Below are 15,258 nucleotides of genomic sequence, written 5' to 3'. Positions count from 1 at the left end.
ATAACGTTTAAAAACAGGCTATCATGCAGGAAAAGAAGAAGAAAATCGAACGGTTAAAACGTGCTGGGATAGGCGCATTTATATTTTTTTTGGTCAAAGGCCTGATATGGCTAGCAATCTTTATATTTGCGGCCAAATCATGTGATTTTTCAATGTGACGCAATTATCCACCAAAATAGGCAACTTGACGAAACGCACACTATTCGATAATCAAGACCTGACCATATTTCGCAATCCAAAATTTTAAACAACTTTTATATTACGATTAGATAAGACGAAAAAGAACCATGTCTACCCCACAATCAGATCCGCCCTATCTTGTTACAAAAATAAGATAAGTGAATGAGAAGAATTATCCCTGAAATCAGGTATTTTTTCAAATAGAAAAGGGGGTAGAAATACTGTTCTGCCCCCCTCCTATACTGAACTGAAAGACTGTCTTTTTATTAATTTAGCAAATCTTTCAATTTATTTATTAATCGTTCACCTTTGAGATTAATACCAACAATCTTTCCCTGTGGATCGATTAAATAGTTTTGAGGAATCGCTTTAATCCCATATAACTGCGAAGCTTCATTGTGCCAACCTTTTAAATCAGTGACTTGAGGCCATGTCAATCCATCTTTTTCAACTGCCTTTAACCAAGCATCACGTTTACCTTCTTTATCCAAAGATACACCCAGTATTTCAAAATTTTTGTCCTTAAACTCCTCGTATGCTCTCACTAAATTGGGGTTTTCGGCACGGCAAGGTCCACACCATGAAGCCCAAAAATCCAACAAAACATACTGACCACGGAAGTCGGATAGCTTGATTGTTTGACCATCAGGGTCTTCTTGTGCAAAGTTGGGAGCCAATTGGCCCACACTTAACTTTTTTGTCAATTCAATGTTCTTTCCCAATTCTAAACCAAGAGCTAAACCTCTTAATGAAGAACTTAAGGCCAAATATAAGGGTTCAATTTTAGGAACATCAATCGAGTATCCCGCTAATTCATTTAAAGCCAAAAGACTGAAATATGAAGAAGGGTTCTCACGAATAAAATCAACTTTAGCGCTCGATTTTTGATCATTTATTTCATCCATCTGTTGCATCACATCTTTAATAGCTTCATCATCTTTTACACTTGCCCCATATAAATTACTTCTTTTCGATGCCAATGTCTCCAATTTCTGGTCATAACTTGCCAAATAATCACTATACTTTTTAAAATCATCTTGCAATAAACTACCTTTCACAGTACCTTGCTTAAATGAATTTGAAAATTTGACCGTCGTTTCCGGATTTACGGGATCAATATAAAAAGCTAACCTTTCCAAAGGCGTACCTTTGCGATTAAAGAATGATGTACCTTCTACCGAATAGAACAAACTGACATGAGTAGGCTCTAAGATATCCCCTTCGTACTGAAATTTATTTTCAGTAAAAACCATCGAATCCAAGACAAGGTTTCTATCCACCATATAACGGATGAAGACCTTTGCCTTTGTTGGTACCCCTACCCCTTCAACATTCAATTTGAATGTTTTTTTTTGTGCTACGGCTGTACTTATCAGTGCACATAACAATAAACTACTTTTAATAATGTTTTTCATCCTTATATTGCTTTAGCACGTGCCACAAGAGCATCAGCTATTTTAATGATTTTCGAAGTTTCCAATTCTGCCAATGCGCGAGCGGCCTCTGCTGCTTTCACAGCTTCTTTTTTCTTTTTCAAACTAATGCAAATGTCTGCTAATGTTCCTTGATTTGAATAGCTCATTTCATTCAAGTCAGCTGCCTGCTTGGCCAAGATATAGCATTGTTTTAATTTAGCAGGATCAGCTCCTTCTACCTTAATACTAGCATTTCTACGTGCAATAAAACTTAATTTTTCATCTTCATCTTTCAAAACACCTTTACGCAAGGCGTTGGTTAGTTGCACAAACTCTTTGGCCGTACCATTGGTTCCTACCCAATCTACTTCGTACATAGCGGCATCAATTTGCTTAGCGCTATCATCACTGTTCTTAAAATAAGTTAATCCCGCATCAAATGCTACCTTGTCTTTCGTACGGATATAGGTATACATCGCATAACGTAATAATTGTACATCCTTTTTCTCAAAGTCTACTGGATCGGCAATTTCTTTGTAGTATGCTTTGTTTTCTTGGAAAAACTTACCATAACGATCTTCACTACTTCTTGACATCATCAAGATAGTCTGCCAGCCCGCAGGGCTCAACAAAAATTCATCTGTCGCTACTTCAGCCAAAACTTTTTTAGCTTCTTCAGCCGACTTAGAGTCTGCATTGGTCATCACCTGAATGTATTTCAACAAGAATTCTGACTCTCTATTTCCAGCTTCAAATGCAGGTTTCAAAGTTGGAATATGGAACTTAGGGTTATTTGCTTGTTTGCCTTCGGTTAAGAAAGCATCAGCTTCCATACGCGATTGCGTACGATATATCAAAGCACCCGTATGATCCAAAAACAAATATGTAGGGAAACTTCTGATCTGGTATTCTTTAGCGATCGTAATACCTTCCCCTACTTCACAATCGAACTTTGTATTGATAAAATTTGTATTGAAATAGTTCGCTACAGATGCTTGGTTGAATACATTCCCTTCCATCCATTTACATGGGGCACACCAAGATGTATAACCATCCAAGAAAATCAATTTATTTTCTTGTAATGCTTTTTCTTTAGCTTGTTCAAATGTCAGTTTTTGAAATTGTATATGATCTTGAGCATATATAATGGCTGATTGCGCTAAAGCAAATAAGGTAATTATGGTTTTTTTCATCGAATGATAATATTAAATTTCATGCTCTTCTGTATAGCTAAACATGAAACATTTAAAATAATTAAGGAGCATAATAGCTCATTTTATATTTGTTAGGAAATGAAAACCACCATGAATAAAGCCTTAAAATAAAACGAGACTCATGATGGTTTCATTGACTATTATTTATAATTAACGCTCATATTGAGGGATTTCTGGATTTAGCGACAACACTTTTGGAGGTACCGGTAAGATCATACGCAGATCGGTCGATTCCATTTCAAACATTTCATCTTCCAAAGGATGTTGAATGGTTTTCTTTAAATCGCCAGTTACTGCTAAACGCTTCAGATCAATTAATCGATGGGAGGCCATAAATGGTAATTCACGTCGACGCTCATCCAAAGTTATTTGAAGTACTTTTCGGGCATCGTTAACCACCAATGGCGAGTAATTTTCAATTCTGCTTGCTCTCAACATATTCAAATAAGCAACTGCAGCCGTTGCGTCACCCAAACGAGCTTCACATTCGGCAGCAATTAAAAAAAGTTCTGCTGAACCAAAGCCCATATTAAAGTCTACATAAGGCGCAAATAATACGCGGCCCGGAAATTTAACTTCATTAGGTCCAAAAGATGCGCGGTCACGACAGAAAAACAACTCATAACGCTTATCCACAGCATCAGCAGGTAAATCGTTTGCATACGTTTGGATCAGATCTTTCGACGCATAAAACTCAGCATTGAAGGCACCGTCGCTACTAGTTCCTTTTTTAGCCCAAATCCGTTCAGGACTCGTTCTCAAATCTGGAAACTCCACCAAGTCATCTGTTTTCAGACATACCCTTCCCCAAGTCGTCTTATCTTTATTGGTATATAAGCTATAATCGATTAAATTATCATTCAATGCCAATGCTTGTTTTGCATTGCTCAAGGCTTCCTTATAATTACCTTGGTACAAATGCGATCGACTTAAAAATGAAAAACCTACGGAACGCATGGCTTGGAATTTATTTGCTTGAACCTCATTCAAGTAGGGTAAGGCGTCGTTCACGTCGAGCGCTACTTGATCATACACAGCCTGCACAGAAACACGTTCATAGGAAGCATTGACATCTTCTGCTAACACCATTGGTACCCCAAGATCTGTCGATGCTGTTTTAACATTATAATGTGCCCCGTACATATTGACCAAATTCAGGTATTCGAATGCACGCCCTATTAGCGCTTCTGCCCAAATTCTTCTTTTTTGAATATCCGTACCATCAGAAGCCTTTAAAATATTATTAATGATGACATTATATGTAAAAATACGGCTATAGGCTGTTTCCCAATAAGTATCCGTCTGCCCATCTTCAAGTACTGCTCCATGAGCGAAACTATAGAGTTGCTTCTTCAAATAAGAATAATAGTCATATCGTGCACCGGACTGCACGTCATTACGATCACCAGAATACAAGTCATCTGTCAAAAAAACAGGATAACCCGGTGTCGACGCAATTAGAGACGAACTGTTTAGTAAAAGTTGATAGTCTTTTATGTACTCAGGAATTGTAAAACCCTTAGGCTTAATATCCAAATATTTACTACAGCTTCCCAATGTTAAAAGACCCAATAACAAACTTAAATATACTCTTTTCATGCTAATTTTCTAAATTTTAAAGTCCTACAGATAACCCTAAATTATACACTATCGGAGTCAAAACGCCTCTTGATGGACTAGTCAAAGAACTGACTCCATTAAAACCCGACCACACTTCAGAATCCAAATTATCCGAATTTGCCGTCCATCTCCAAAGATTCTGAATCTGTCCTGTCACACGTACAAAATTAAGATTAGCTTTTGACACCCATTGGCGAGGCAAAGTATAAGAAATCGAAACGTCCCTCAATTTAATATAATCTGCTTTTTGAACAAAAATATTTGCTGCTGAATAAATGTCTGAAATATTACCAGAAGCAGCAGAAATAAACTTAGGAGCCATTTCTGGATTCTTCAGTTCATCACCTGGTACCTTCCAGTAATTCAACCAAGTACGATCAAAATTACTATTGTAATTCAACTCAGCATATTTACTCAAAAATTCAGGATGAACCCCTCTCATTACATGACCACCATTGAAAATAAAATTAAAATTCAAAGATAAATTCTTGTAATTAAAACCATTTCTCCATGATGCACTATAGGGTGCTATTGTAGTACCACTGTATAACAAATCATCAACGCTTAACTGTTGTGTATTCCCAACAAGCGTACCATCCCTTTTAAAAGCTAAAGGCTCGCCACTCTCATTCAAGCAGGCGTAATCGATACTGTACAAACTTCCCATTGGAATACCAACACGATTCTGTGTCGTACTGTAATAAGAATAAGGTGTATTCTGAGAAACATATAGATGAGTAATTTTATTACGGTTATAACTAAAATTAACACCCGAATTCCAAGTGAAATTATCATTTTTGTAGACAAGAGCATTCAAACTTACTTCAATACCTCGGTTTTGCATATCTCCATAATTCATATTCAAATTACTCCACCCCAAGGTTGGATCAATTGCTGTAGGGCCTAATAAATCTGAAGTATTCTTATTATATATATCTATCGTCGTATTTAATCTATTTTTTAACATCGAAAAGTCCAAGCCAAAATTGAATACATTAGTCCGTTCCCAACGCAATAGCGGGTTTGGTGGAGAAGAAATTGACGATTGCATCTCACCTGTTAATGAGTTCAGATTATTGTCTACACGAGCGATTAAATATGGCCCATTATCCTTCGGTACGTTACCGTTCACACCATAAGTCATCCGAACCGACCATTTATCCAATCCATCCCAGTTGATTTTTGGTAAATGATAAAGGGCGCCAACAGACCATAGTGGTTTATACTGAGTTTTGATATCTGTACCAAAAGGATTGGATTGATCAATACGCATACTTCCACTCAATGTCAATTTACGGTTATATGTATACGAAGCATTAGCATAAAATGAAATGAAACGATCAACTATATCTATAAATCCCTTCTCCTTTTTCGCAATCGTATAACTATTGAAAAGCGATTGGGTATTTTTTATATTAATACCAAAATTCTCTTCATTAATACCCTTATACACCAAACTGCTTTCATCATAACCATATTTATAAATATCTGTAAAGCGCTCATTAATCTCTCTTCGTTCAGCTCCTGCTATAGTGACAATTTCATGTTTATCATTAAATGTATTTTGATAATTCAATTGCCCTCTTAACGTGTAACTATTAATATCGTTACGCAATTCAGAAAACTGACCACCTTGCGGGATGTGTCGCTTGATCAGACCATCTTTATCAATCTGCGTCGCATCATTCACCATAGAAGCTACCTCATAATACTGACCTCTACTCAACGTTCCATTATAGCCTTCAGTACGTTCTGTTTGGTAAGAAAGGTCGAAATCCAAACCTTTAGCTAATTTAAAATTAGCTCCAAAATTCAAATTGATATACTTATTATAAAATTTCTCATTTCTATAATTAAGTTGTTCAAGAGGTTTATAGGTCTCATCTTCCAGTCCAAGATCATTCAAACGATCGATTTCAAACTGCGATTTATTATTATACCACTGAGCAGGGTTACCATTCTCATCGTGTAACAAATAATAAGATGCCTTCCCTCCTATATAATTATCATAGAAATTAAAGCCAATATTCCCTTCACGACTTTGATTCTTTCCCAAAACATTGGCACGAAGAGTCAACCAATCATTCAATTTAAAATTGTTTTTCAAATTGAAACCAATAGCTTTCGTAGTTGCACGCCCTTTATTATAATCACCAGGCTGTGTATAGTTCAATGAGTAATGGTAAGTATAACGATCTACACCACCTGAAAGCGCTAAATTATGCTGTTGGTCAAAACGAGTAGTATTCAAAAATTCTTCCATATTGGAATATCGATTGCGATTACGCAATACATCCAGTTGTCTTTCCATCTCGGTCTCCGATATAATGCCTCCTTTATGATCATATAATATACGGTAAACGTCATTCATCGATTTACGTGGATCTATGGCGTCGTAGTCACCAGAACGGTAAGCAAACATTTCTTTTTGAAAACCCACCAATTCGGCACTATTCATTTTGTTCAAGTATGAACGGCTAGGCAGGCCTCTAAATGAAAGGGTATTACTGTAATCGATTTTAGTTTTTCCGGGTTTTCCCATCTTAGTCGAAATCACGATGACTCCATTAGATGAGCGCACCCCGTAAATAGACGCTGCAGAAGCATCTTTTAATACCGTGACTGTAGCAATATCATTGGGATTTAATGCTGTCAAGTCACCTTCATAAGGCATACCATCCACTACTACCAATGGAGCAGCCTGCCCATTTAAAGTTGCACGACCGCGAATTTCAATTCCTAAATTATTTCTGGTATTTTGAGGACTATTTGCATTGGTCACTAGGTTCATACCCGGTAAAAAGCCTTCGATACGTTCTAACAAACTCATCTGGAGCCTTCCCTCCAACTCTTTTGAGGTTACCTGCGAAAAAGAACCCGCTGCACGTTCCTTACTGATTTTCTGATACCCTGTGTTCACTGTAACATTCACTTCGTCCAACTGCCCTTCCGAAATATGCATCACAATTCGCCCCATATCCACAGCTGCAGATTTGGTCATAGGTGCATATCCCAACATACTGAATTCCAGTTCTGCTTTTTCTGGCAATTGAGCCAACTCAAAGCGGCCGGTATTGTTAGTAGACGTACCTTTGTTTGTCCCTTTTAATCGAACGGTAACACCAACTAACGGATTCCCATTAAAATCCACGACATGTCCAGTCGCATTGATCTGTTGCATCAAAGGGATTCGTTCTACTTGATTGGACACCTCTCTGATAACAATCGTCTTATCCTTAATTTCATAGTCTAGGTTCAATTTTCCCAATACATCCCCTAATGTTTCCCGTAATGAACCATTGGAAACGTTCAAACTCACCTTTGTGGCTGGATCGATAGTTTTCGCAGCCCAAAAATAACTATAGCCAGTTTGTTTGTTAATCGTACCGAAAACCTGGCGCAAGGAGATAGACTTCTCCTTAATCGACACCTTCTGTGCATAGGTAGTGGCTCCTACATGCACAAGGCTACATGTCATCAATAACGACGTAAGCGAAATACGCATAATTTTACTTTTCATTTGCGGCTTCCCCCAGAAATTTGAGGAATCGCTACTTTTCATTTTCTGAGCTCGATCCTGCTGGGCACGACCAAGTTGTGCATAATTTTTATACATTTGTTTTAGGTTAATAGCAATAGTTTAGATTTAGTTAAATTATGTTGACCCCTAACAGCCCAGGGTGTCGCAACCACCTTGGGCCTTTTTGTTTTCTACAAATTATTTTTTACTCACATAGATCGTTCTTCCTTTATATTTGAATGTCACTTTATCCGTACTTTCCAAGACTTTGATGATGTCTTTCAATGGACTATTGCGCGATAGCATTCCTTCAAATCTTTCTTCTTTAATATCTTCATCCAGATAAACGATATCCACATCGTACCACTTGGACATTTCCGACAAAATATCGGATAATTTGTCTTCGGCGAAAATAAAATAACCATCCTTCCAAGCAGCACTCTTTCCAGACTCTACTTCTTTACGCACCAAATTGCCATCCTGCAACTGAACTTCTTCTCCTGGAACCAATTCAAAAGCCTGTTTTCCATTGCTTACACGTACTTTACCTTCCAATAGCGTTGTCCGTTGTGTCTTTTCATTAGGATAAGCCGTTACATTGAAATGCGTCCCCATGACCTCCACATTCATTTCCTTCGTCTTTACAAAAAAGGGAGTCATACATTTGGTGCCTTTTGCATTGACATACACTTGCTTGGCCACCTCAAAATAAGCTTCACCCGATAAAATCAAACGACGTATCGTATCCAATTGTTGGTAGTCAATACGAGTATCTGCATTCATCCATACTTTTGTACCATCGGGTAATTGCACAGCATATCTTTTCCCTCTTGGCGTTACGATACTAAAATTGAAAAGAACATTATCCAATTCACTAGAGCCTACCGATGCTATTTTCTGATTAAAAGTACTATCGAGCACCATCATGTTGGTACTATCTTGCAACATGATTCGTTCACCAGTTGACAGTTCTATTTCTGCATGATTACCAGCAGGAACAATCGCTATATCTGGCTGACTATCATATTGACCTGATAAGATATAATAAGCGAGGCCCATCATAAAACACGCGCAAAGCAATCCTGCTAGTGCATTCCAAGTATTCCAGAGCTTCTTCACCTTAACATCTAATATTAGGTGATGCTTTTGTTCAAAATCAGTAAAAGATTTTTGCCAGTTGTATTTGTCCAATACAGCAATATCACTTTTCAGTTCTTCTTTTGAAGAAATGCGCATCCAAAGCTGTTTGTTTTGCTCACTTTCCGCCAGCCATCGGTCCAATTGTGATTGTTCCTGTTGGTTTAACTTTCGAAATGCTGTATTTCGCAAAATATTGATGATATGTTGAGGTATATGCTCCATGTTTTCTTATTATATAAACAAAAAACCAACACCCAATCTCTAAAGACAGGAACAATTAATTCATAAAACACTTGTATTCAGTTAGAAAATTTTAAATTAACATTTAAAGTGCGGGCAGAAGAGTTGCACTTACAAGTATGAAACAGAAAAATTGATCTGGAGACAAGCGGGATTGCAATAACTCAATACCTCGCTTCTTTTGATTGTAGACTGTACTCGTTGTGATGCCCAAAAGATCTGCCACTTCTTGAGGGGACAGCTCTTCAATGGTCAGCATTGCCATTACTTTGCTACATTGTTCGGGCAATGCATAGATAGCCTCGTGAATTTCACGGAGCGTCTCCAAATAAATCATTTGATTAGTGAAAGGCAACTCTAATATATCCAACTGACTTCCATACACCTTAGACTGCTCCTTCTGACGCTTCTCTTTACTAATGAAGTTTAATGCGGCATTTCTGCAGCTCGTATACAAAAAGCTTCTAATAGCACCCAAGTGATCAAAGTCGGCATGACGTTCCCATAGCTTCAGAAAAACGTCTTGTACCAATTCCTCCACTTCATAGGATTCCAATTGCATCTTTTCCAAATAAAAACACATCGTACCGTAGAAAGTCTTATATAAGAATCGTAAACCTTCCGGACGACCAGCTTTGAATAACAGTAAATACTGCTCTTCTTCTTTCCGGGGTTTCTCAATATTTTCCACAGCTCCAATATTAACTAAATTTAAAGAAAATAAAAAAAATAGCTTATTAAATCCACAATAAGTTTTCTAGCCAACGAATGAAAAATCTAAAAATTTATAAAAATTGAAATAAAAACAACAAATCATTATCATAAATCCTGATTTATACAAAATGTACACTTTCATAATTAACGGTAATAATCAACCATAACTTAAGGTAATACCCAATAAGAATTCAGTATTTTAAATGACCCTAATAGATTGACGAACTTTGTATCTAAATATAGCGGACATATAAACTACAAGAAAAGGATTCGACAGCAAAGAAAATGGAAAAGATTATTTAAACAAGGTTTGAATCTCCGTCAAATCATATTCATAACAACAGCTCTATGCTGTTGCATTCCGAACCTATTTTCTCCAGCAATGGCATTACTGCTAGGATTTTTGCTTAGCCTCATCATCGGCAAACCCTATTCACACGACCAACAGAAAACCACACAGTTACTTTTGCAAGGATCAGTAATCGGCTTGGGTTTTAGCATGCAGTTGAATAGCGTACTGGAAGTCGGAAAGACTGGCTTCCTCTTAACAGTTATCTTTCTCATTTCTGCCTTAACTTTGGGCCATCTAATTGGTAAATTTTTAAAAATCGAACAGAAAACATCTTTCTTAATTGCTGCAGGCACAGCTATATGTGGGGGGAGTGCCATATCAGCTCTTTCTCCAGTCATACAAGCAGATGACCGACAATTATCAGTTGCCTTAGGAACCGTTTTCATACTAAATTCTATCGCACTGTTCATTTTCCCAGCGATTGGACATATTTGTGCACTTTCACAAGTACAATTTGGTATATGGTCTGCGATTGCCATCCACGATACCAGCTCTGTTGTTGGAGCAGCAAGCAAATATGGTGCAGAAGCATTGACAACTGCGACTACTGCAAAACTAGGCAGAGCATTATGGATTATACCCTTAGCGTTCCTTTCCACTTTCTTATTCAAGAATCAAACAACAAAAATTAAGATACCTTGGTTTATTGGATTATTTATATTAGCGATGATTGCAAACAGTTTCCTACCCTTTATCCAGCAATTTCAACAGATTGTCAATACAGTAGCTAAATCCGGTTTTACGTTAACCCTTTTTCTTATAGGCAATGGATTAGATCGAAAACTATTCGAGCAAATGGGACTGAAGCCTCTACTGCAAGGGGTCCTACTCTGGGTTATCATATCCGCTACCTCCCTACTTGCTGTCATTGCGCTTATCTAACCAAGCCCCCTCGGCTTTAACAGCCATTAACTCTTAAAATAGACATACAAAGGACTTAGAATTTCAGCATTTACATTTTAAATAGAATCTATCATAATTTGGTCAATCCGTTGCTGACCAATTGATTTATTTACGTCAAATAGGGGCATAAGATGACTGTGCAAAATAGATCTTCACATTTAATTAAAACCATTTACTAGTCAAGCTGTTATATCTAAGTAATTTCAATTGCTAAACAAGAGGCAGCAAATGATATATTTATCGCAATCGAACACACATCATCTTAAAACAAAATAGCTATGAGCAGTACGGATTTAGACTCAGCACAATTACCCGAAGGATACCTAGAAAAAGTATATCAATCAGCATTGGAAATTGCACGTAGGGATGGGTTTATCGAAGGAGAAAGACATTTACGTGAGGGTTTGGCTTTATTCCCTGAATACATCGACGAAGTATTGGGAAGACTGCGTCAAACCTGCAGCTAACCCATATACAGGGGACAGTTTTCAGTAGAAAACAAAATTTATTATTTAAGAATCAATAAATCATATCACCATGCGTGCAATCTGGACCGGGGCCATTGGATTTGGGCTCGTCAATATCCCAATAAAACTGTATAGCGCTATTGAAAGTAGCAGTTTAGATCTAGATATGTTAGACCGTAAAGACCAAAGCAATATAAAATTCAAGAGAGTAAATGAAAAAACTGGGAAGGAAGTAACTTGGGAAAATATAGTAAAGGGCTATTATCTTAAAGACCACTATGTCATACTAGAAGATGCCGATTTTGAAGAGGCCAGTCCCGAGAAAACTAAGATGATTGGACTCCATGCTTTCGTACAACTCAGTGAAATCGATAGCATCTACTTTGATACCCCTTATTATCTTGAACCTCAAAAAGGTGGAGAAAAAGCTTATCAATTGCTCGAAAAAGCATTGGAAAAAAGTAAAATGGCGGGCTTAGGATCATTTGTTATGCGTAATGTAGAGCATCTTGCGATTGTCAAACCGTACCAAGGCAGCTTGCTCCTCAATAAAATTAGGTATGAACAAGAAATCCGAACGCTAGACGAACTGCATTTACCAAGCGGTATCAAAATACAGAAGGAAGAAATGGATATGGCCTTACAATTAATTAAACAACATAGCAAAGCATTTGACATCCGTAAATATAAGAACGACTATTCCGAGGATCTGCTCAAGATCATCCATCTAAAAGATAAAGGAAAGCGCGCTACAATCAGAAAAATCAATGTCGATAATACCATGGCTGAAGATCTATTAGCTAAACTCAAAGCAAGTTTAGCCTAGAGTGCTGCCAGTACACTTTTTAAATCGATGGGGTTATTCCATATCGATTGCCATGGATCAATCATATTTCGCAAACGAATGGGCACACTGCGAATATCGTAATGGGCAATCGTCAACTTTGCATTAACTTCTTCCCAATCTAATGGAGTGCTGATGGTTGCTCCTTTTTTTGGGCGTATAGCATAAGGTGCTGCTACGGTTTGCCCTCTTCTATTTTGCATAAAATCCAAATAGATTAATCCTTTCCGCTTGTTCACATTCCTTTCCATGCTCGTAGTTTGTGGGTGTTGTTGGTGAACAGAGGTAGCTAACCACTCCACAAAATTTCGCGCAACTTCATAGTTGTAGTATTCCTGAAGGTAAAAATAAATATGTAAACCCGTAGATCCCGACGTCTTCACATACCCTTCGACCTTAATTTGCCTCAGCAATTCACTCACCGTCAACGCTACACGTATGACCTCCTGAAAATCCATTCCATTAGGATCTAAATCCAACACCGCAAAAGTTGGCATTTCTGGCTTTTGATATGTCGATAACCAGGGATTAATTTCAATAGAACCCAAATTGGCTATATAAAGCAGGGATTCTCGATTATTACAAATCAAATAATGTACATCACGATTACTGCTTTCAGAAAAAATAATACTGGTCTCTAACCAACTTGGCAAATTTTTGGGGAGCACATCTTTTTGAAAGAAACTTTTGCTTGCAATACCATTGGGAAAGCGATTTAATGAAATTGGCTTATCGTGCAAAAAAGGTAACATATAATCTGCAAATTCATCATAATATGTCAACATTTGACCTTTGGTATAACCTTCATCGGGCCAATAGATTTTATTTAGGTTACTCAATTGGACAAGGTTCCCATCAATTATCATTTCTTCTTGTATACGCTCAGGCGGAAGTGTTGCTCTTATTTCCTCAAAGTTGATATTATCACGTGTTTTATCCGTTCTAATACCCTTAAAGACCGCATGCCTCAGGCGCCTGTCTTGAGTCCAATCATTATAAGATACTGAAACCACCAATTGCGGATCCAACCAACTGACCTCTTTTTCTTTTGCCACCATTATCGTCGGTGCAAAAGGTTTATCATTAACTTTGAATTTTTCAACAAGCTCATAGATTTCCTTTAAATCGGCATCCGTAAAACCTGTACCGCAATTACCCAAATAGATTAAACGTCCCTCTTCGTAATAGCCAAGAATCAGCGCACCGAAATAAGCACGGCTACCCGAAGGCTTGGAGAAACCACAAACCAAAGCCTCCAAATTTTTTCTTACCTTGATTTTTACCCAGTCTCCGGACCGTCTACCTCTCTGATAACTACTGCTTGTCAATTTACCGACAACACCTTCCCAACCCTTTTCCTCAGCATAGGCCAATAACTCATTTGGTTTACCGTCAAGTATCTCCGCAGGAAGGACCATCGAAAACTTATTCTTTTTTAAAAACAGTTCTAAAAGCGCTCTCCTCTCTATTAGAGGAAAACCTGTTAGGTCATTCCCATCCAGCTCCAATAAATCAAAAGCAATATATTTTAAGGTTAATCCTCCCCTAAAAGGCTCCCCTTTCTGTAAAGACTGAAAGAATGACTTACCTCTTACATCTTCCAATATCAATTCCCCATCCAATTGGAAACGCTGCACTACAGCCTGCTGCAAGCAGGTGACTAAGCTGGGAAATAAAGGACTCATATTAATGCCATTACGAGACATAACCTCAATATTACTCTTATCTCTAGTGGCGACTATGCGATAACCATCATATTTCCTCTCAAACACCCAACCCTGCTCCTGCGGCACTTTTTCAATTAGTTTGACCTTCATTAAATCTTGTTTTTCAGTCCCTGCATGTTCAACCAATTTTTTCTTATCTCTTTTATCCCGCCTTCTATTTATATGTTCACCATCAGTTTCAATAGCCCGACTGATTTTCTTGATTTTATCATCTACAAAATCTTCAATATCAAATGGTCCATCCAAAGCATACTTGTCCCGATGCTTAATTAATAGCCAGTTTTTATTCTTACCATCTTGCATTCTAACCAATGCAAATTCACCTTTTAAAACATGTCCGTGTAATACGAATTTAATAGACCCTTTTTCTAATTTTGTGCTAAACTCACTTGTATTAGCATCCTCCAAAAAATCATAATACCCCGCATCAAAAATGTATACCTGTCCAGCACCATAATGACCTTTCGGAATACTACCCTCAAAAGAAGCATAATCAATCGGGTGATCCTCCACTTGCACTGCCAATCGTTTATCAGTGGGATTTAGCGAAGGTCCTTTAGGCACAGCCCAACTTTTTAAAACCCCATCCAACTCTAAGCGGAAATCATAATGCAGATGACTTGCATGATGCCGCTGAACCACAAAACGTAATCGTTCTGTTTTATGTTTGCTTTTTGCTCCATGCGGCTCCCTAGTTTTCTTAAAATCACGTTTATCCCGATATGCTTTTAAATTATCCATACACTTTTCTTTATTGAACAGCCTACATCGCCAATTTGTTTACAGAAAGAACAGAAATAGCTCACCTATCTTTCATCGCTATTTCTAGCATATATCTACGAGAAATAAAATGCAATACGTTATGGATATATTTTAAATTATAATACAATTAATGAAAAAACATTCAGTGGGCATATCAGTT

10 protein-coding genes are annotated in these 15,258 nt (G+C 37.5%); 3 read left to right on the top strand and 7 right to left on the bottom strand.

The features are described 5' to 3' along the window. Positions 1–446 precede the first annotated feature (446 nt). The 6 genes from KO02_RS10540 to KO02_RS10515 form a co-directional block, all read right to left on the bottom strand. Positions 447–1,595 carry a TlpA disulfide reductase family protein gene (locus KO02_RS10540; protein WP_051959866.1) on the bottom strand — a complete coding sequence of 383 codons (1,149 nt, stop codon included), beginning with the start codon at positions 1,593–1,595 and terminating at the stop codon, positions 447–449. 2 nt (positions 1,596–1,597) lie between these two features. Further along, positions 1,598–2,788: a thioredoxin family protein gene (locus KO02_RS10535; protein WP_038698145.1), complete on the bottom strand. Its 1,191-nt coding sequence runs from the start codon at positions 2,786–2,788 to the stop codon at positions 1,598–1,600. 171 nt (positions 2,789–2,959) lie between these two features. After that, positions 2,960–4,408 (bottom strand): RagB/SusD family nutrient uptake outer membrane protein, encoded by a 1,449-nt coding sequence (locus KO02_RS10530; RefSeq protein WP_038698143.1) that lies wholly within the window; start codon positions 4,406–4,408, stop codon positions 2,960–2,962. 16 nt (positions 4,409–4,424) lie between these two features. Then, a complete protein-coding gene (locus tag KO02_RS10525) occupies positions 4,425–8,045 on the bottom strand; it encodes a SusC/RagA family TonB-linked outer membrane protein (RefSeq protein WP_038698141.1) in 3,621 nt (1,206 codons plus the stop codon). A gap of 102 nt (positions 8,046–8,147) precedes the next feature. Next, positions 8,148–9,311, bottom strand: coding sequence for a FecR family protein (locus tag KO02_RS10520; RefSeq protein ID WP_038698139.1), 1,164 nt, complete (start codon positions 9,309–9,311; stop codon positions 8,148–8,150). A gap of 103 nt (positions 9,312–9,414) precedes the next feature. Further along, entirely contained in the window at positions 9,415–10,020 is a 606-nt protein-coding gene (locus KO02_RS10515) for an RNA polymerase sigma factor (protein ID WP_038698137.1), read from the bottom strand. 405 nt (positions 10,021–10,425) lie between these two features. On the opposite strand from KO02_RS10515, the gene KO02_RS10510 reads away from it, so the two are divergent. The 3 genes from KO02_RS10510 to KO02_RS10500 all read left to right on the top strand — a co-directional run bounded on the left by KO02_RS10510 (position 10,426) and on the right by KO02_RS10500 (position 12,591). After that, a complete protein-coding gene (locus KO02_RS10510; RefSeq protein ID WP_200878632.1) occupies positions 10,426–11,277 on the top strand; it encodes a YeiH family protein in 852 nt (283 codons plus the stop codon). 299 nt (positions 11,278–11,576) lie between these two features. After that, positions 11,577–11,765: a hypothetical protein gene (locus KO02_RS10505; RefSeq protein WP_038698129.1), complete on the top strand. Its 189-nt coding sequence runs from the start codon at positions 11,577–11,579 to the stop codon at positions 11,763–11,765. Between the two features lie 70 nt (positions 11,766–11,835). Continuing rightward, entirely contained in the window at positions 11,836–12,591 is a 756-nt protein-coding gene (locus KO02_RS10500) for a Ku protein (RefSeq protein WP_038698127.1), read from the top strand. On the opposite strand, the gene ligD is transcribed toward KO02_RS10500, so the two are convergent. Continuing rightward, complete coding sequence (gene ligD / locus KO02_RS10495; RefSeq protein ID WP_038698125.1) at positions 12,588–15,077, bottom strand: DNA ligase D; 2,490 nt, start codon at positions 15,075–15,077, stop codon at positions 12,588–12,590. The genes KO02_RS10500 and ligD overlap by 4 nt on opposite strands. Positions 15,078–15,258 lie beyond the last annotated feature (181 nt).

The organism is Sphingobacterium sp. ML3W (genome assembly GCF_000747525.1).
Classification (GTDB): Bacteria; Bacteroidota; Bacteroidia; order Sphingobacteriales; family Sphingobacteriaceae; genus Sphingobacterium.
Note: the sequence above shows the minus strand (reverse complement) of the source record. Positions and strands in the feature narration are given on the sequence as shown.